Genomic DNA, 17,962 nt, shown 5'->3' on the forward strand with positions numbered 1-17,962 from the left:
TTGAGTCACCAAGGTTCTACATCGCTTGTTATAGTACTGACAGTATTACTGATCGTTGCTTTTGAAGGCTTCCAGTATTGGTCCGCCAAAAGCAACGATTGTTATATACAAGTGTTGAAGTTGCACAATCAACACCTGATGCTGCGACGCCACGAAAAAGACTACCTATTACGTAACCAAATCGAGTACAAAGAAACTTGGGAAAAGCAGCTTGCAGCTGTTAAACAAGCAACTGAACAATTTGGCCACTGCCTGACACCCAATGCAGCCCCGCAAATCGCCAGTTTAAAAAGCTCACTCAGTCAATATGAAACCGATTTCCACCGGCTTGTTACCGAGCTGAAATCGGCTAACCAACAAGATCTGCAAATACTCAATCGCTTGATGAACGAGCAAGAACAACTCGAACTACTGGGGCGTGATGATAACGTCAATATTTATGCGCAAACACTGGCAATTAGGCAGCACCTATTTACTTATATTACCTCTGAAAACCCCATTTCGCTGCAATTGCTCAGCAACAAGGTACAAACCTTGTCGCAATGGGCAATCGATAACCAAGAAATGACCCAGCTCATTAATCTGTATAGTGATACCATCAAAGAGTTACAAATCTTGCTACAAAGCCGCCAGTATACCCACGAGCGCGGTACCATGGGGTCAATGCGCAAACATATTCATGCCTTTGAAGATAAGTTGGCCCATTACCAACAAACTCTGCAGCCACAGCAAACGTTATTATGGCGTGTCGCTTTTTACTTGTGCTTGGTCATTGGGTTAACCATCATACGTATAAGACAGGCTTAGCTGGGGTCCACCTGCTAAGCCCGCTCAGTCATTATTGGGCGCGGGTTTCAAAACCATACTTGGCTAAAATCGCTTGCCCTTTGGCTGACAAAATATACATAGCTAAACCAGCAGCATCAGTCTGATAGTCATCCACTAACGTTAACCCATAGGTCGCCCCTACCGATAAGTTCGCTGGTACTTTGATAATGTTTAAGCTTGGTACTTCTTTTTGCGCCAGCACAGCATTGGTGCAATAAGTTAAAAAGATATCAGCTTGATTCTCACCCATTACCCAACCGTAAGGGTTTCGGCCTTTTGGTGGCTTAGCCGTATGTTCTCCGCCCGTTAACTTTAATGCCTTTTGCTGCAGCTTAGCTTCCGCACCTGATTGAACTTGTTCTGCTCGCGCAAACAACTTCCAGGCATAATCACCAGCAGGATCGGCTTTCGGTGTCGAGGTACCCAAACGAATATCCTTATCCAACATCACCTGTAACAAACTATTGGAGTCAACTTTTACCTGGCCCTGAGCAATGGCACATAATTTGTTCCCAGCAAACTCAACCACCGCTCCGGCTTTGCCAGCATGATGTAATGTGGTCGGATGCTTCATATTCGCTGAGGCATAAAGATCGACTTTTTCACCTTTTTCAATCCGTTTCCGTAACAGGCCTGATGGCGCAAAATCAGCGTTTACATCAACGTCTACTTGTTGTTGGTATTGATTGATAACATCTGACATAGCGGTTTTTAAACTACCAGCAGCACGGAACTCTACTGGCGCTGCACTAGCCAGTATTGGGCAAGTTAGCAGCCCTACAATCATCCAAGATTTCATTATTTTTCCCCGAAGTAAATTAGCATCAGCCATAGTAAGCCTTAACCAATAACGCTGAACAAGAGGGGGATGAGAGTTTTACTCTACATTGAGAGTAAGTTAACGCAGATAAAAGACAGCTGAGACAAACTGTCCCAATCATGACAAATAAGCCGCAGCAAAGCCGTTAATTATCTCTTCGCTGCAGCTTAGATGAATGATAAATCTAACTTGCAGAAAGCGGACTTAAAACAATTTCCACTCGGCGGTTTTGGGCGCGGCCTTGTTTGGTGTCATTGGAGGCGATCGGTCTAGCCTCCCCCATGCCATGTGAGGCAATACGATGACTCGCAATTTGTTGAGACATCAGATAATTAGCTACTTCAGACGCGCGCACCTGAGATAAGCGCAAATTATAAGACTCCGAGCCGCTGCTATCGGTAAAGCCCATGATATTGAGTTTGGTTTCATCATACTCTTTGGCCACCAATGCCACACTATCAAGTACTCGCTTGGCGCTGTCGTTAAGATCGCTTTGATCAACACCAAAGGTGACTTCATTAGGCATATTCAAAATGATGTTATCACCGCTTCGAGTGACACTCACTCCAGTAGATTGCAATTGCTCACGTAATTGCGCCTCCTGCACATCCATGTAATAGCCAATACCACCGCCTAATGCTGCACCAGAGGCTGCACCAATTAATGCACCTTTGCCGCGATCACTCTTGCTTGAGGATGCGACACCAATAGCCGCACCAGCAATCGCACCGATCATCGCACCGTTAGTGGCGCGCGCATTTTGGGATTCATTTGTGTAAGGATTAGTTGTCTGACAACCTGATAGCAGAGCCGCAACAAGCACTGCCGCGCCAGCGTGTTTAAATTTGATCATGTTAACTCCTAGTTCCCCGCTAAAACTACGCTCGGAAAACTAATAACTTGATGACAAGAAAACACCATTGTCGCACAGCGAATGCTAGCCTTAAAGCCAATAGCAAAGCTTAATTGCACTCAAGATACAGTTTGCTACACTCTCAGTTCTAAAACGTCACGTCTAAAAAGTCACGTTTCAACAGTCACACCTCAAACGGTCACGTCTCGAAAAGCAACATAGTTACTTCCAAACCAGTTAATGGCGGTACCAACAAGCACACCCGAAGCCATCGCCAATATCTGGAAAGCCACAGTCACTGGAAAGCGATGAATTAAGGCATAAAACACCGCCAAATTACACCCCGCCGCAACCAAGGCCACCAGTAAAACCAACATCCACTGACGCTTATGGCTATATTGACGGCGTGCTGAAAATGTCCATTTACGATTCAGCTGCCAAGTCATGAAAAGCGCGCACAAAAAAGCCACAATACGCGCCGCGATTAACGGCATGCCAATCACATAGGTCAGCAACAGAAACAGTGTCATGTCGGCCAAAAAAGCACTACCACCAACCAACAAAAACTTGGCGACTGGCTGCGAGATTATCTGGGCAATGGTTAACCTTGGCATTGCAATAACTGTTTATCTTTGGTGCTTCGAGTAAGCTGACAATGACCTAAGTCCAATTGTGCTACCTGCTTTTGAGGCACAACCAACCAATAGTCTTGCCCAGTTAACTGCGTCAATTGTTTTGGCGCAATGGCGACGCTTTGCCCCTCACTATAAAACCGTGAAGAAAATGGCCGTTTGCCGACATAATAAACTTGGGTTGCTTCAGGAAGATCGCTTAGCAACCATTTATCGCTCTTCAATTTTGACGGCCCCGTATTTAACACCACCACTGTCGCGGCCAATAACAGGGGTATCGTCGCCGCAATAATAGCTTGGCCGGGCATCGCTTTACCTTGCCACGCACTGCTCAGTAATAGGGCTAACGCAGGAATACCAGGCAGTACATAAGCGGGTAAAATATTTCCCGCCAAGGTAAACAACACCATAGGTGCGAGCATCCAGCAAATCAGGAACTTATGTAGCGGCGCTAGGCCAGTTTCGCTGCGTTGCAGTCGCCATAATGCCCAGGGTAAAAATAGGCTCCAAGGCATTGCCGCAACAACAAAGAACAACCAGATAGTACCGCGAGGCTCATCATGAGCCGAGCCGTATAAGTCGCCAGTCCAGCCACTATCAACAAACCGGAGCCAATGCTCACCGACAAGAAAGTATTGTAAAAAACCTGGCGTGGCTTTTTCAGCCAACATATACCAAGGCGCCGCTATGGCCAACATGAGTAACAGACCAGAAATCAAAGGCACTTTACGCCACAATTTCCCCCACAATTTCACTGGGCCGTAGCACCATAGTAACCACATAAACACAGCAATTCCCATGAGTACGATGACCACAGGCCCCTTAGCCAACAAACCAATCGCTAGTCCACTAAACCCTGCATACCCCCAACGGTAATCACCCTGCCAGCACAAATAGAAACCTATCATAGCCAAGGTCATACCCAGTGTCAGTGCCATGTCCGTCATCACCGCACCAGCGCTAATATAGAACACCACACAGGTACTCAATATGATTGCACTTTGCAGAGCACTAATCGCTAGTTTTCTGGCAAATCCCGCCACTAGCGCCAACGTCAATACGGCGGTGAACCAATGGGGAACGCGGGCGGCAAACTCGTTAACACCAAATAGCTTTAAGCCCGCCGCACTCATCCAAGTATGCAGTGGCGGTTTCCCCCAAAAAGGCACGTTATAATCGAACAGTGGAGTGAGCCAATTGCCAGTTTCAACCATTAGACGGGCCATCTCACCATATCTCGCTTCGGTCGTGTCCATTAAGGGATAAAAGCTTAAACTTATTAAGCGAACCGTAAGTATTACCACCAATAGGATTAATGCAGGCCAAGCTAAACGAGAGGTGACATTCATGACTTGGCCTTTAGGTAGCGGATATTATCTGCTTGAGACGCCGCTTTATCTATTTGTTGAGTCTGTCCTTGTTGTTGGCTTTGGCGATATTGCACATCACCGATAAGGTAAACTGGTCGCTGCTTAACTTCCATAAAGACGCGTCCCAAGTATTCGCCAATCAAGCCTAGTGCCAATAGCTCAATACCAGCAACGCCAAGCTGTACCACCATTAGAGAAGGGTAACCTGCGACAACTTCTCCCCAGATAACCGTTTTTGCAAACACCCAACTACCGTAACCAAAAGCCGCCATCGCCGTTAATAGTCCTAACCATGTGGCAATCCTTAGCGGCTTAATACTAAATGAAGTGATGCCATCCATTGCCAAACCAAGTAATTTGCCATAGCCCCACTTACTTGTACCGACAAAGCGAGGGTCCCGATCGAAAGTAAGCGTCACTTGATTGAATCCAGGCCAACTTAGCAGGCCTTTCATAAAGCGATTGCGTTCTGGCAAGGCATTAATCGCATCGACAACCTGACGACTAAGCAGCCTAAAATCGCCCACATTTTGCGGAATATCCGTCTGTGACATGCCGTTGATCACCCGATAAAAAGCCGCAGCGGAAAAACGTTTTAACCATGACTCTCCTGCTCGGCTACGACGGCGCATATTGACCACATCCGCGCCTTCACGCCAAGCAGCGATCATCTCTGGAATAAGCTCTGGGGGATCTTGCAGATCGGCATCAAGCAAAATAACCGCTAGACCTCTCGCTTGCTCTAAACCTGCAGTGGTTGCCGCCTCTTTACCAAAATTACGGCTAAGACGAATACATTGATATTCAAAGCTCGCAGCGGGTAGCAGCTGTAACGCCTCCCATGTACCATCGGTGCTGCCATCATCAATAAACACCAACTCAGTACTCAATGATAGCCCAGTAATCACCTGATCTAACCGGCTGATCAATTCGAGTAAACCATCACGTTCGTTGAACACTGGAATGATGATTGACAGGCTCACTTCACTGGCTGACTGCTGCTGATTCTGACATACTTTCATCGTCACGCTCATAATGTGGAAATTAGTGGCGCCATCATAAGTTAGTCAGTGTGAACAAAAGCTCATTGACATTTTTTTCACTTTTTACTGTCATAATAGTTGCGATAAATCATTAAGGTAACAGTATGGATAAGACGCAAATTTTAGTGGTCGAAGACAATCCAGATGTCGCAGGTATACTCGCTGATTTTCTCGAAGCGAAAGGGGCTGAAGTGGATTTTGCCAGTAATGGAGAGCTGGGATTTGAGCTCGCTATTAACGGCCATTTTGATGCCATTATCCTAGATCTTATGTTACCCAAGATGGATGGGTTATCAGTTGCTAAAAAGCTTCGCCAACAAGGCTGTCATACACCAGTACTGATGCTAACCGCTTTAGATGAAAAACAAGATTTACTTAAAGGTTTCGCCGCTGGAGCGGATGATTATTTAGCTAAACCTTTTGACTTTGATGAGCTTGAGGCCAGGTTAACAGCACTAATTAATCGCCACAAAGGGCAAGTAGCACAAAATATTATTAGCTATGGACCACTGCAAATTAATACCGCCGAATACTCGGTCACTCGCTCTGGGAAAAAGCTTGTACTGACGCCTACTTGCTACCAAATATTGCTGCTGTTAGTTAACCGTGCACCGCAAGTACTTAAGCGCGATGAAATCGTCCATGAATTATGGGGTGATGCACCACCTAGCAATGATATTTTACGCAGTCATATGTACCAACTACGCAATCAAATCGATAAACCTTTCGAGCAGCCAATGATAATGACTGTCCCTAAAGTCGGCTTCAAACTAGAGATCAATGAACATTAATGACAACCAGCAGCGCAGAGAGCCTTACTCGTAAATTTGCTATCTATTTCACGTCAATCGCTTTGATGGTTGGCGTGATCATCTATGGCCTTTCTCTAAGCATGCTTTACTGGTTAGAAGATGAGGTTAACAGACGATTACTGGAAGCTGCCAGTGTTACAGCCATAAATGACTTTCAAATAGGTGCGACCGCGCCGCTGGTTATGACTAACAGTATCACCGCCTACAATGACTTTGCTCAGCTGCCAGAAAAATATCAAATGCTCGATACACTGCCCCGAGGCTTTCTTGATGAAATTACGGGAGAGAACGAGCAAGGTGACATTTTCGTTTATCGCACAGATTATGTGGCCGAGCACACCAAATTTCCTTTGATTCTGATTATGAATGCCGATACTGCTGAGCTTACTGAGCACGAATGGCAACGCATTAGTGTCTTTGTATTTGGCGTCACCAGTACGCTATTTTTATTATTTGGTTATGCGCTAATCAAGCTCACTAAACGCCTCATTCAACCAATCAGCCAATTAAGCGATCAATTGCATACTGGCAGACCCAAACAACGGTTTCACGTCCCTAATGACGCTGTACAAGAGTTTCATCAATTAACAGCCAGTTTAAACAGTTACCAAATTCAAATTGAACAGTTGATTGAGCAAGAACATACATTTTCTCGCTATGCAAGCCATGAGCTGCGCACCCCACTAACAATAATCCATGGTGCCAGCCATCTGTTGCAACACAACCAAGCACCAGAATTCCAGCAGCGCCAGCAGCAGCGGATCATTAAAGCGGCTAATGATATGCAAAATACCGTTGATGCTCTGCTCAGTTTAGTGAAACAAGAAAGCCGCCAATCAGCATCACAATTAACTAGGCTACTCACCGAAAGTGAGATACTTAAGTTCATCGATACTGCGGCTGAGCTAGCGCAGAAGAAATCGGTATCCATTGGGCTTAATATGCTGGCAGAGCCCGAAATTACGCCACCGGAAGCGGTATTGAGAATGCTGATCTCTAATTTGATCAATAATGCGATTAACGCCAGTGACGGAGGAGAAATAACAATCACCGTGGCGGAAAACTATATCGATGTGGCTGATCAGGGTCGCGGCTTATCAGAGACCGAATTACATCAGCAAGGACATGGGCTTGGACTATTAATCGTCAATGCGCTTTGTCAGCGCTATGGATGGCAGTTTGATTTATCCGATGCACCGACCGGAGGCTGTGTCGCGCGTTTAACCTTTGCTAGCTGACTAACTTCAACACGCCCTAGACAAGTAATGAGGCACAAACCATGATGTTAGTGCCCCCTTTTAGATGATTTAACGACGTTTCTGTAGTTGCTGAGCGGCGGTAATTTCATCATCAAATAGTCCCTGTTTAACTGCGTCAAGCAAACGCTCACGCATTTCAACCACTTTACCTCTAGGGACTCGCAAACGGGTACATCCTTGATGAACCTGCTCGAGCGACAATACTTTTTTGCCTAACTTCAAAGTTAAAATTCGATAATCATCATCACAGTCATGGGCTTCGTGTACTTTGGTCCGTTGGCGACATTCCTCCAACGTTAACTCCCACAAGCGCTTTTTTACTTTATTCCCCGCACCATGATTTATGAGCGCATACTCCTGAAAGCACGCAAACTGACTTGCTGCATTATTGGCGTTACTCATCATTATCCCCCTGCATGAATAATTGATTGTTTGCCATTGTTGTTATTTTTTGTTGCTACAAATAGGCTCACCTACCTATTTAGATATAATTTATATTACGTCTATATGACGCTGTCTATGATTGCACCATCAGGACGTGACCCACCTCAACCAGTTTGTACAAAAAAACACACAAAAGTAGAACAAGAGTACAACTTAACAACTTCGCCTTCGGCAGGCTTAAACACAAGATATTGAATAAAAACAAAAAAGGCACCTTTCGGTGCCTTTGGCTTTTGCAGGGAGAACGCTTATGGAACATCAGTGCTTAGCAAGGTTCTTACGCTAAGCACTGAATATTTTTACAAGCTGTGACCGTGATGTTCCATCACTTTGCTTGGGCTATGACAAGTTGCACAAGCTTCTTTAGCATCTTTAGCCATTTGTTTATCAGGTCCGAAATATGCACCATTGCTTTCAAGGTGTGCCATCGCTGCTGGCGACATATATTTCTGGTGACAGCTCATACACGCTGCGGCGTCTGGCGATGCATACCAAGTTTCCACAGTTTCACCCACAGCTGGGTTCTGCGTGCTAGGTACTGTGTGCGCTTGACCCGCATTACGACCAAGCTCAAAGCCGTAGTTACTACCACTCCATCCAGCAACTTCAGCATGACAAGTCATACAATCCGTTTTCAAGATAGTGCCACTACCACCATGACCGTTGTCATGACCAGTTGCCTTATGCGCTTTATACATAAAGCTGGTCGACTTAAGCAGCGCTACACCGTTTGCAGCATTACCGTTGCCTTTTAGCGACTTATCATTAGTATGACAAGAGATACAGTTAACGCCGTTTGAATCATGGTAGAACTCTTTACTATGACAGCCAAAGCAGGTCGCTTCGTCTACAATAGCGCGGCGTGAGGCAACTTCCGCATCAGGGTCACTGAGCACAGTGCGATAAGCGTCGGTTTGCACATAGGCAGGGTAGGCATCTTGCGCTGCACAGTCAGTACGTGTTGTCGTATTTTCTACAAAACACACTTTCAATACAGGCAGGATCTCAAAGGTTCTGTCTGCAACATCAGCTGGGAAGTTGATGTTAACACTCACTGATACTGTGTTATCTGCATTCCAAGTTGCTTTAGTGCTGTCTTTAATATCGATACGACGCTGACTATAAGGGGCTTGATCATAATCTGGATAGTCCTTGTCAACATCCCAGCTTACAACCATATATGGCTTGCTATAGCCTTGCTTATACACTTCATCCTCAGCAACTAAATTACCCTCTGGATCAGTGATCTGCATGTTGAAACTAATGTCATTGTTGGCATTAATCATCACATCAGAAACACTGACGGAGTAATCTTTGGCAGCCTCATAAGGATTACCATGTTTGGTGTGATCGATACTGCTGTGACACGAAATACAGCCAACACCTTCTGGTGGTACAAATGATGCACTATGTTGTGCCGGTCTATCGGTATGGCAACCCACACATGCATTCGCATTGGCATTAGCCATCCACAAGTCTTTGTCTGCTAATTGCTCATCCTCTACATGACAGGTTTGACAATCCATGAAAGGCTTCGTTGGGAAGGCCGGATAATCAAAGGCGTGATCGCCATGATAACCCGATACGGTGTAAGGCATTGGAACGATGTTGCCATCGGCATCACGGCCTTCACGATTTGGCCCCATGTGAATAGCATGCACCATGTGACCCAATTCAACAGAAACCGCATTAGGATCGGTAACCAGCCCGTTATGACAGGACTGACAGTTTTCCATATCTAAACGGCGACCACCATGGGCCTTTAAGCTATCTGGTTGGTGACAAGTGTAACAAGTCTCTAAGGTCACCAATTGGCGAGTTTCAACGCCTTCGGTGCCATTAGTACTCGGAATCCAATCATAGTGGGCATTTTCAGCCAACTCATGACCCGAGTCATATTCAAATTGCATTTCTATCGCGATACGCTGGGTTAATGCTGGGTCAAATACGACACCTGCAGGATCTGCAGCCGACGCTAGATTTGTAGTAAATGTGTAGGTATAACGGCCATCTTTATGGTCGACTAGGCACTCAACACAATCACTGATTTTCTCGAAGCCTTGCTCAAATGTGGTACCCGCATCATTGGTCGCTTCATTTAATAAAGAAAACCACTGCTTAAGCTCAGAATCAGCTTGCAGCTCTAACTGAGCAAGCGAAAAGCGGAAGTCATGAAATGGGTTTTCTCCACTTAGTCCATGTAAACCGACGCCTTGGGCATTTTCTAATTCAAAATCAACGGTAATGATACCGTCGGCATAGGCCGCATTCGTTATGTTGGCGAATGCTGTCTCAGCCATATCGATATGGATACCCGATGTACCAGGCTCACCATCGCCACCAGGCTTACCATCTTCGCCATCTTTACCGTCTTCACCATCACTACACCCTGCTACGCCCACAGCCATCGCGGCTGCAAGCACTAACCATAGTTTATTTTTTTTTGTATTTATCATCACTCATCATCTCCGTGGTGTCGCGTTCTTTCAACTACGAACAGAGATAATTTACCCCAAAAGAGGTATGGAAAATTTGAAGGCGGTCAAGGAATTTTTCAACAAAAGATAAACATCAAAATAAAAACAATTAAACAACTCACACATCAGCAATACATTTAATCTCAACAATGCAACTGACAATACCAACAAACATTTAGCGAAATATTAGCTAGAGCATTTTGCAAATGATTTAACAAAACATTCAATCAGACATAATGATAAAGAGGACAAGTAGCGAGAGATGATGCTGAACAGAGCAGGTAGGTTGCTGTTAATGTAATTACTATTAATAAATGGTGAGCGAGTTCATGCGCTTTGGTTACGGGTGTGCCGCAGCCAGTTCCGATAAAACACTATCGTAATCTAGGCTTAGCACGAGCCATACTTTCGAAAAACTTACAATTACGTTTTTTCTCATTATAGGCGCGCACCACCTTCCACTCTTCAAAGAGTGCAATGAAAAAAGCGACTAACGTCACCAATAAAATTAACGCACCAATTGAGGTGATCACTTGCGCAGCTAATGCAGCACTCGCTTCACTGTTTGGACTGGTTAAACCTATCATATATTCGCTCGCCTAATTACCAGAATAAGTTGTGACATATAAGTACAATCACTAACTAAGAAAAAGCACAGGGGTTGGTACTTATATAGCGACTAAACTTGATAAAATCTTAATGGCGAATAATTAATCGAATATTAAAGAATTAGCTTGTTAGATAAGGCGTTACAAATAGGCACAATATAAGCCCATGAAATAAAACACTTTAAATTAGCCAGAGACAATATACATGCTAAATATGAATCTGATGATTAATGTTATAAATTGAGACATCGATCTTTATTGTTATTTTCAAAAACAAAAGACAAAACAACTGCTCAACGTTTAAATATCAATTTATTTACCCAGAAATAAATAAAGAATCAGTTCAAAGCTAATATCTCTTTCTTCCATGCTGATAATGTTTAACGCTGATTGTCACGCATCATTTTCAACATGACTGGGGTCGATAATGCCGCTTGCCTATCCAGTAAAAAAGCCACATAGCTGTAGCGTTTACCTAAATATTTTGCACCTTCCACTGTTTCATTTAACAGCTGTCCATGGGCGACCTTATCACTATTAAGAAAGTCCGCGAGTTTGATGCCAAAATCACTACGAGCCTTATAACCTAATGCTTTATTCAACGGATTTTCCAGCAAGGTGAACATTAGCCACATCAGGTAATCTTCAGCAACAAAACGTCCACCAATATATGAGGTTAATAAAAACAACCAGCCTTCATCGTGTTTAGCCACCAAATCATTAACATCCAAATCACTCTCAATGATCTCACCTCGTAATAGCGCCATCATCGTTGACTCTGTAACTCGAATATATATGGCATGCCCTAACAAAATATCATCATGTTGATAAAACAAAATCTCCGTCGAAGCATGGGCAACAATCTTAGCTAACCAAGACTCCGACCACATTTCTCTTTGCCGAGTTAGATTTCGATGATAGTGGCAAATCCAACGCAGACGTTGTGGTAAGTTGTCGACCTGCTTGAAAGTTTTCTCAAACAACATTTCATCGTGGGGAATATAAGGATGGGCTCCCATTTGATGGTTGGTCGTCATCTGTTTATCTAACATCTGCTGAAAAGCATTGAGTGAGGGAAGTTGCTTTAAATGAAAATCAGGTTGGGTCAGCAATAAGTGCGGTTCATCACCAAAAAAACTCATTAACGCAACTTGGCGGCGGATGTTAGGACTAACTTTCCCACGCTCCCAACGGCTGATGGTTAATACATCAATCTCATTAAACAGTGGGCTATATTGTTGTAATACCTGTACTAAGCCTTCTTGTGACAATTCACGTTCAACGCGTTTTTGAAACAAGTATTCATCGATCCCTGTATAGCGAGATTTATCCATTTTACCCTCGAGCACTGACCCTAAAGCTGAATATTAGCTGTATAGCATTGTAAGTTAAGTATAGGCATATAAAAGAAATTTTTTTAAAAGCTTGCTCTTAATACCCAAACCTTGCTTTGGTTAAATGTTGCCCAACATAATGATTCACAACTTTAGAGGCATCTATGACTGCAATCAAAACCGTTCTTCTTACAGCAAGTTTGACACTGACACTCGCCGGGTGTGCAAGCACTGACGATAACTCAAGCGGTGAGCATCGCGGTCTGAAAACTGGCGCTGCTGGCGGTGCCTTGGTCGGCTTGGCGTTAGGCGCTGCTGCAGGTGATGCCAGTTTAGCCGCTAAAGGCGCAATGGTGGGCGCTGCAACCGGTGCTGCTGCAGGTGCCGCAGCAGACTATCAAAATGACCGGGAAGACTATCGTAACGAAAATGCCAATAAAAACATTAATATCAATGGACTGCCAGCCAATGCGTCTACACAGCAGGCGTCTACCAACGCAACTTGGTCTGAACTTGATCATTTTAGTGGGCAATGGCGGGTAAATATCTGGGCTACTGACAAAAATGGTGAACGTATCGAAGCCAGCGGCATTGCTAAGGGTAGTCTAGCTAAAACGACCGCGGCACAGTTACATATCGATAATTTACAAGTCGAAGGTACCGAGCAGCAGATAAACGGTCAGGTACAACTAAGTTATACGCCGCAAGCCGGTTATAACCTCAATACCAGCTTCAACAATAATCCTGATATGCACTTTGCTGGTGAGTTTAACCAAGCAACGGCTAGATACCAGTATTACCCGGTATCTGTTGCCGGCAAAACCCTCAATGGCGATGCCAGAGAGAATATGCGGATTGAATTACGCTTTGCAGGAACAGATGTCATTTTGGTTGACACTTATAGCCAAGTAAAAGGTCAAGATGTTCAGATCCAGTCCTATCGCTTTACGCGTCAAAGCTAGTAGCTGACTTTTTGCATCAATGAACCAAAGAACTAAACCGAGGGGCCGATATCACGGCCCCTAACAACATGTGACTATTCACCTGCAACAATCCATCTACGACGGTCAACCTGTAACTATCCACATATAACTACCAACATGACAATATCAAACTAGTTCATCTTAGTTTGACAGCATCACTTTAAATTGACTTTGTAGTTCCTCTTCATCTTGGCGGCCATATTTCACCAATAGGTCATGCTTTCCATCGCCATTAAGATCTGCGCTGGATAACATCTCACCATCTTGCGGTAAGGTAATATTGATTTTATTACTACGAGAAGAAAACAGTTTACTTGAGTCTTCACCGACATAAAAACGTAACTCATCTTCACCGTCAGACAAGAGTAAATCCTTTAATCCATCACCATTTAAATCAACCAACTTCACTACCGGTGAACCACTTTGACCAGAGGTTAGGCTAAAGCTCAACTCAACCTCTTTGCTGGTATTGGCTTTACTAGCATAGGTGTTGCTGCCGTTCATTTTAAATAGATGCACATCCTGATCGATGCTACCCGATACTAGCGCACCGATAATCTGCGATAAACCAATATCAAAGCCAGCCACCATTACCTCATGAATATTGTCTTCGTCTACATCGACCAATTCAAAGCCAGTTAACGTGCCGTCAGCTCGGATCACGCTAGTTGGTTTTTTGGGAAAGCTGAGTAAGCCCGATTTGTTCTCCCCTAGATATATTTCATAATCATTTACGCGGTCTAATACGCCCGAGCTTTTGGTATAACGCACCACTAAATCAGCCATGCCATCAGCGTTAATATCTTGCAGCTGCTCAACCTTACGATAGATCAAATCACTTTGATCCAATGACTCACCATAGGCATCACGCTTATTCCACCAATCCATACCACTAATTGCCAAACTCACAGGAACGTACTGGGCAATAGTGGCAAATTTACCGTCGGCTTGCTGAGGATAAAACTCAAACTCGCCTTCACCGACTTTAACGATGTCATCTAAGCCATCCAAGTTTAGGTCAACAAAATAGACTTTCGCAGCACGATAGCGCGCACCGTCGCTAAAATGCTCCACTTGTGGACTAATAGGTAGGGCAATGGATTGATACTCTGCATTATCGCCACTGACATACAACTGAGCTTGCTGCAGACCAGGAATAAAGAAGTCATCTTGAGTATCTTGGTTAATATCAATCACAAAGTCGCTTTTAGTAATAAACTCTACGCGCTTTTTGAGGGTGATAGGTGCGATGTCTTGCAGTTTTTCAAAGCTGATTTTACCCGGTTGCAAAACAGTTTTATGTAGGGCCTCGCTAGATAAAAAATACAGATCATGCTGATTGCGCTCAACATCTTCATCGGTGACATCAAACGCGTAAAAATCATAGGGTACTTCAATACTGTAGGCTTGCTGATAGCCTTTTTCAGCATCTCTTTCAAATATCGATAACCATCTTTGCTGCTTTTCATCCACACCAAACAAGACTAACTCTTTACCCTCTGAAGCGGTCAAATCCAGCGGTAATATGGCATGGGTTAGTTTAAAATCGACATCTATCGTATATGAATCCAGCGCCACCGCGGTGTTATTGCTCGCGGCCATAGCTGAGAAACTCATACCGCAAGTTAATAACCATGCGGAAAATCTGCGCCATTTTGCCTTTTCAATCGGCATAAGAACTCCCTGTGATAATTTAAAGCTAATAAAGCATTAGCCTTTAATCTATCGACTTTGAAAAGAATTGAAAGTTCAGTTAATGGCTTGTTACAAAGTAACTGATGTATGCGGCACGGTTTTCCAAGCGCGAGTCATTTCCCGCCGCCCTAGCGCGCCAGGATAGGGTTTAACCGTAAAACCGACCGCTTTTAAATTACGCTTAAACTGACCATTAGCACAATAAGACACCAACATAGCCTCATCTTCCAACATCGGCCAAAGATGAGTAAAGTTGTCAGCACTCCAAAGTTCTGGCTGTTTACTCGGCGCAAAACCGTCGTAATAGACTAAATTAAAAGCACGATTATCTGCACTGAAATCGGCTAGCTTGCAGTGCACTTTATGCAAAATAAATCCGGGGACAATTTCAACATCTTGGCCCCATGGCGCCATATGCATGCGCAGAAAACAGTCCTGTAATGCTTCCCCCCATTGCTCGACATAGTTGAGCTGAACAATCACCTCAATAGGGACGGGATAGGCTTCGATACTGGTGTAATGAATAGGTTTTTTTATTGAGTGTTCGCTACCTAACGCCGCCTGTAGCGTAAGTGCAGCATTCATGCCTGTACCAAATCCTAGTTCTAAAATACCAATGTATGCTACATGGGGTAGTAATGCCTGATAGCCAGCATCAATATACACGTGCTTCGACTCACTGAGCGCGCCATTATGGGCGTGATAACTATCATCAAATTGCCGGCTCATCAGGGTGTGACTACCGTCTTTAGTCATCAATACATCAAACACATTGGCCGGTTCGCTTACTTTATTCATTAACCACTCTTTAAATATCGTTGCTGCGACTTCTGCAGCCTTTAGGATTGTGCCATGGGCACATCAGTCACATCCAGAGATAACTGCTGCTGTATCGCCTCAATCACCGCAGAACTGAGTACCATGGTCAAATGCAGTGGCACCCAAAATAACCGATTGCTTGCAGCAGGCCATATTGAACTGCGGCTAGGAATAATAGTGAAATCAACAGGGGTGCGATAAGAGCACAGAACGATGCCATCTAACTTGTGATCATTATCTGCAAGGTTTTGTAATAATTTACTATTTGGTCTTAGCTGTTGCATCGCTAATGAAGGGTAAGGTAAGTAAGCGAGATAGCTGCCATGATGGGGTGAGGCGATAGTAATTAAATGACTTATACTGCCGGATATTGCCATATGTTGGGCGTAATAACGACACACTATCCCGCCCATACTAAACCCAATCAACACAACAGGCTGATTACCATAAGTTTGCTCTATATGTTGTGCTAATTGCTCTGCGGCATGGGCGATACCTTGGCGGCCATCAAAAGGACTTAACGTCGGCGTTGAGCACCTATGTCCATACTTTTGTAAAGCGCGCTTCATACGCCCCATTACGATACCTGTATTAAAAATGCCGTGCACTAGGACAATATTCATTAGCAATGTGTTCCCACTTAATCAGTGCCAACAACCAATAATGACGAGTTATCTGCAAATTTTTGTTATGATGCCCGCCATTAATTAAGTCTCACAGTGATGGGGCTAATCTTGACCAACACAATGAGCAACTAGTTTATGTCGATCGCTACTTATTTAACAGCCGCTTTGCAACAACGTGCTGACTTTTTTATTGAGGCAGAGCGCAGCCAAACTGACTGCTACAGAGTGTTTCATGGCACAGTAGAGGGCGTTAATGGACTCAATATTGATCGCTATGGACAAGTATGGCTAATCCAAAGTTTCCACCAAACCATAGCAAATGATGAGTTAACGCAGATAACCGAGCTACTGCAACAACATATCGATTTGCCGGTGATCTACAACGATCGCTCGCAAAAAAACTCACGCATTCTCAATCCTCTGAGTGATGATCTTGAGCAAATTGCCGCGCAGGCAACGGTCATGCACGAAAATGGCATCAAGTTTACCTCTAAGCTTCGTCACGAAGGCCAAGACCCGTTGCTGTTTTTGGATATGCGTGCAGGTCGTGAATTTGTACAAGCCAACAGTCAAAACAAAACGGTGCTCAACCTGTTCTCTTACACGTGTGGTATCGGTACTGCCGCTGCCGTGGGTGGCGCAAAGCGAGTGGTTAACGTTGATTTTTCATCCTTTGCATTAGCAGCGGGCAAGCGCAACGCAAAACTAAACCAAGTGGATGATGTTTGTGAGTTCATTCAAAGTGATGCATTTCCTGCTATGCGTCAATTTGCCGGACTAAAAGTGGGCGGAAGACGTAATCAAAAACTACCTCGCTACCCCAAACTGCAGCCCACTCAATTTGATTTAGTATTTTTAGACCCACCCCGCTTTGCCAAAAGCCCATTTGGTACCGTGGATCTGATCAATGACTACCAAAGCTTGTTTAAACCTGCGATGTTAGCAACCCAAAATGACGGCTGTATCGTTTGTTGTAATAACGTCGCTAAGGTCGATAAACAAATTTGGTTTGACAGCTTAGTGCGCTGCGTTGAAAAACAAGGACGACAAGTTAAATCATCTCAATGGCTTGACTGCCACAGCGACTTCCCTTCTTTTGATGGCAACCACCCATTAAAAATGGTGGCTTTGACCTTGTCTTAATAAGCGGTTTAAACACGCACTAGCATGCCCCTTTCGCGGTTACATTTTTTATTCAAGGCAAAGTGTTAACCGCGGTCTCAACAATGTGGCCATAAAGACGAAGCCAAGCGACTGATCGCAATAAAAAAGGTGAATTTGCCAGCCACATCGACTATTTAACACTTGCCCCAGTTATTAACAAAAAATTTACATTGACCAGATTGACTTTACGCTTGT

17 protein-coding genes are annotated in these 17,962 nt (G+C 44.3%); 5 read left to right on the forward strand and 12 right to left on the reverse strand.

What is annotated here, in order from left to right; all coding sequences use genetic code 11:
• A complete protein-coding gene (locus tag ACHUFW_RS16335; RefSeq protein ID WP_394204435.1) occupies window positions 1-807 on the forward strand; it encodes a hypothetical protein in 807 nt (268 codons plus the stop codon).
• A 31-nt stretch (window positions 808-838) separates the two neighbouring features.
• Here ACHUFW_RS16335 and ACHUFW_RS16340 read toward each other — a convergent pair whose 3' ends face one another.
• The 5 genes from ACHUFW_RS16340 to ACHUFW_RS16360 all read right to left on the reverse strand — a co-directional run bounded on the left by ACHUFW_RS16340 (window position 839) and on the right by ACHUFW_RS16360 (window position 5,525).
• Window positions 839-1,627, reverse strand: coding sequence for a molybdate ABC transporter substrate-binding protein (locus ACHUFW_RS16340; RefSeq protein ID WP_394204437.1), 789 nt, complete (start codon window positions 1,625-1,627; stop codon window positions 839-841).
• 205 nt (window positions 1,628-1,832) lie between these two features.
• Window positions 1,833-2,501 (reverse strand): YiaD family glycine zipper/OmpA-like lipoprotein, encoded by a 669-nt coding sequence (locus ACHUFW_RS16345; protein WP_394204439.1) that lies wholly within the window; start codon window positions 2,499-2,501, stop codon window positions 1,833-1,835.
• A gap of 191 nt (window positions 2,502-2,692) precedes the next feature.
• Window positions 2,693-3,115 carry a GtrA family protein gene (locus ACHUFW_RS16350; protein ID WP_394204440.1) on the reverse strand — a complete coding sequence of 141 codons (423 nt, stop codon included), beginning with the start codon at window positions 3,113-3,115 and terminating at the stop codon, window positions 2,693-2,695.
• A complete protein-coding gene (locus ACHUFW_RS16355; RefSeq protein WP_394204442.1) occupies window positions 3,103-4,482 on the reverse strand; it encodes an ArnT family glycosyltransferase in 1,380 nt (459 codons plus the stop codon). The genes ACHUFW_RS16350 and ACHUFW_RS16355 overlap by 13 nt, the downstream gene beginning before the upstream one ends.
• Complete coding sequence (locus ACHUFW_RS16360; protein WP_394204444.1) at window positions 4,479-5,525, reverse strand: glycosyltransferase family 2 protein; 1,047 nt, start codon at window positions 5,523-5,525, stop codon at window positions 4,479-4,481. The genes ACHUFW_RS16355 and ACHUFW_RS16360 overlap by 4 nt, the downstream gene beginning before the upstream one ends.
• 125 nt (window positions 5,526-5,650) lie before the next feature.
• Here ACHUFW_RS16360 and ACHUFW_RS16365 point away from each other — a divergent pair, with 125 nt between their 5' ends.
• Both ACHUFW_RS16365 and ACHUFW_RS16370 read left to right on the forward strand, forming a co-directional pair.
• Window positions 5,651-6,337, forward strand: a complete 687-nt coding sequence (locus ACHUFW_RS16365; protein ID WP_394204446.1) for a response regulator transcription factor — start codon at window positions 5,651-5,653, stop codon at window positions 6,335-6,337.
• Entirely contained in the window at window positions 6,337-7,596 is a 1,260-nt protein-coding gene (locus ACHUFW_RS16370; RefSeq protein ID WP_394204447.1) for a HAMP domain-containing sensor histidine kinase, read from the forward strand. Before ACHUFW_RS16365 ends, ACHUFW_RS16370 begins: the two co-directional genes overlap by 1 nt.
• Before the next feature lie 69 nt (window positions 7,597-7,665).
• Here ACHUFW_RS16370 and ACHUFW_RS16375 read toward each other — a convergent pair whose 3' ends face one another.
• The 4 genes from ACHUFW_RS16375 to ACHUFW_RS16390 form a co-directional block, all read right to left on the reverse strand.
• Window positions 7,666-8,019, reverse strand: coding sequence for a hypothetical protein (locus ACHUFW_RS16375; protein ID WP_394204449.1), 354 nt, complete (start codon window positions 8,017-8,019; stop codon window positions 7,666-7,668).
• Between the two features lie 341 nt (window positions 8,020-8,360).
• A complete protein-coding gene (locus tag ACHUFW_RS16380) occupies window positions 8,361-10,517 on the reverse strand; it encodes an OmcA/MtrC family decaheme c-type cytochrome (RefSeq protein ID WP_394204450.1) in 2,157 nt (718 codons plus the stop codon).
• Between the two features lie 395 nt (window positions 10,518-10,912).
• On the reverse strand, window positions 10,913-11,125 hold the full coding sequence (locus ACHUFW_RS16385; protein WP_394204452.1) for a hypothetical protein: 213 nt from the start codon (window positions 11,123-11,125) through the stop codon (window positions 10,913-10,915).
• Between the two features lie 401 nt (window positions 11,126-11,526).
• The gene (locus ACHUFW_RS16390; protein ID WP_394204454.1) at window positions 11,527-12,480 is read right to left on the reverse strand and encodes a helix-turn-helix domain-containing protein; all 954 of its coding nucleotides are present in this window, start codon (window positions 12,478-12,480) and stop codon (window positions 11,527-11,529) included.
• A gap of 164 nt (window positions 12,481-12,644) precedes the next feature.
• On the opposite strand from ACHUFW_RS16390, the gene ACHUFW_RS16395 reads away from it, so the two are divergent.
• Complete coding sequence (locus ACHUFW_RS16395) at window positions 12,645-13,442, forward strand: glycine zipper domain-containing protein (protein ID WP_394204456.1); 798 nt, start codon at window positions 12,645-12,647, stop codon at window positions 13,440-13,442.
• 162 nt (window positions 13,443-13,604) lie between these two features.
• Here the strand turns inward: ACHUFW_RS16395 and ACHUFW_RS16400 are convergent, their stop codons facing one another.
• From ACHUFW_RS16400 to ACHUFW_RS16410, 3 genes are all read right to left on the reverse strand, one after another.
• Window positions 13,605-15,137 (reverse strand): FG-GAP repeat domain-containing protein, encoded by a 1,533-nt coding sequence (locus tag ACHUFW_RS16400; protein WP_394204458.1) that lies wholly within the window; start codon window positions 15,135-15,137, stop codon window positions 13,605-13,607.
• 90 nt (window positions 15,138-15,227) lie between these two features.
• The gene (mnmC2, locus tag ACHUFW_RS16405; protein WP_394204459.1) at window positions 15,228-15,956 is read right to left on the reverse strand and encodes a tRNA (5-methylaminomethyl-2-thiouridine)(34)-methyltransferase MnmC2; all 729 of its coding nucleotides are present in this window, start codon (window positions 15,954-15,956) and stop codon (window positions 15,228-15,230) included.
• Between the two features lie 41 nt (window positions 15,957-15,997).
• Window positions 15,998-16,600 (reverse strand): esterase/lipase family protein, encoded by a 603-nt coding sequence (locus ACHUFW_RS16410; protein ID WP_394204460.1) that lies wholly within the window; start codon window positions 16,598-16,600, stop codon window positions 15,998-16,000.
• 138 nt (window positions 16,601-16,738) lie between these two features.
• On the opposite strand from ACHUFW_RS16410, the gene ACHUFW_RS16415 reads away from it, so the two are divergent.
• Complete coding sequence (locus ACHUFW_RS16415; protein ID WP_394204462.1) at window positions 16,739-17,746, forward strand: class I SAM-dependent rRNA methyltransferase; 1,008 nt, start codon at window positions 16,739-16,741, stop codon at window positions 17,744-17,746.
• The last annotated feature ends 216 nt before the right edge of the window (window positions 17,747-17,962 follow it).

This window comes from Shewanella waksmanii (genome assembly GCF_043643685.1).
In the GTDB taxonomy this organism is placed as follows: domain Bacteria; phylum Pseudomonadota; class Gammaproteobacteria; order Enterobacterales; family Shewanellaceae; genus Shewanella; species Shewanella waksmanii_A.

What these genes read in the sequence shown, in the direction of transcription:
- ACHUFW_RS16340 (WP_394204437.1), bottom strand. Translation starts at nt 1,627, where the DNA reads ATGAAATCTTGGATGATTGTAGGGCTGCTAACTTGCCCAATACTGGCT.
- ACHUFW_RS16345 (WP_394204439.1), bottom strand. Translation starts at nt 2,501, where the DNA reads ATGATCAAATTTAAACACGCTGGCGCGGCAGTGCTTGTTGCGGCTCTG.
- ACHUFW_RS16350 (WP_394204440.1), bottom strand. Translation starts at nt 3,115, where the DNA reads ATGCCAAGGTTAACCATTGCCCAGATAATCTCGCAGCCAGTCGCCAAG.
- ACHUFW_RS16355 (WP_394204442.1), bottom strand. Translation starts at nt 4,482, where the DNA reads ATGAATGTCACCTCTCGTTTAGCTTGGCCTGCATTAATCCTATTGGTG.
- ACHUFW_RS16360 (WP_394204444.1), bottom strand. Translation starts at nt 5,525, where the DNA reads ATGAAAGTATGTCAGAATCAGCAGCAGTCAGCCAGTGAAGTGAGCCTG.
- ACHUFW_RS16365 (WP_394204446.1), top strand. Translation starts at nt 5,651, where the DNA reads ATGGATAAGACGCAAATTTTAGTGGTCGAAGACAATCCAGATGTCGCA.
- ACHUFW_RS16370 (WP_394204447.1), top strand. Translation starts at nt 6,337, where the DNA reads ATGACAACCAGCAGCGCAGAGAGCCTTACTCGTAAATTTGCTATCTAT.
- ACHUFW_RS16375 (WP_394204449.1), bottom strand. Translation starts at nt 8,019, where the DNA reads ATGAGTAACGCCAATAATGCAGCAAGTCAGTTTGCGTGCTTTCAGGAG.
- ACHUFW_RS16380 (WP_394204450.1), bottom strand. Translation starts at nt 10,517, where the DNA reads ATGATAAATACAAAAAAAAATAAACTATGGTTAGTGCTTGCAGCCGCG.
- ACHUFW_RS16385 (WP_394204452.1), bottom strand. Translation starts at nt 11,125, where the DNA reads ATGATAGGTTTAACCAGTCCAAACAGTGAAGCGAGTGCTGCATTAGCT.
- ACHUFW_RS16390 (WP_394204454.1), bottom strand. Translation starts at nt 12,480, where the DNA reads ATGGATAAATCTCGCTATACAGGGATCGATGAATACTTGTTTCAAAAA.
- ACHUFW_RS16395 (WP_394204456.1), top strand. Translation starts at nt 12,645, where the DNA reads ATGACTGCAATCAAAACCGTTCTTCTTACAGCAAGTTTGACACTGACA.
- ACHUFW_RS16400 (WP_394204458.1), bottom strand. Translation starts at nt 15,137, where the DNA reads ATGCCGATTGAAAAGGCAAAATGGCGCAGATTTTCCGCATGGTTATTA.
- mnmC2 (WP_394204459.1), bottom strand. Translation starts at nt 15,956, where the DNA reads ATGAATAAAGTAAGCGAACCGGCCAATGTGTTTGATGTATTGATGACT.
- ACHUFW_RS16410 (WP_394204460.1), bottom strand. Translation starts at nt 16,600, where the DNA reads ATGAATATTGTCCTAGTGCACGGCATTTTTAATACAGGTATCGTAATG.
- ACHUFW_RS16415 (WP_394204462.1), top strand. Translation starts at nt 16,739, where the DNA reads ATGTCGATCGCTACTTATTTAACAGCCGCTTTGCAACAACGTGCTGAC.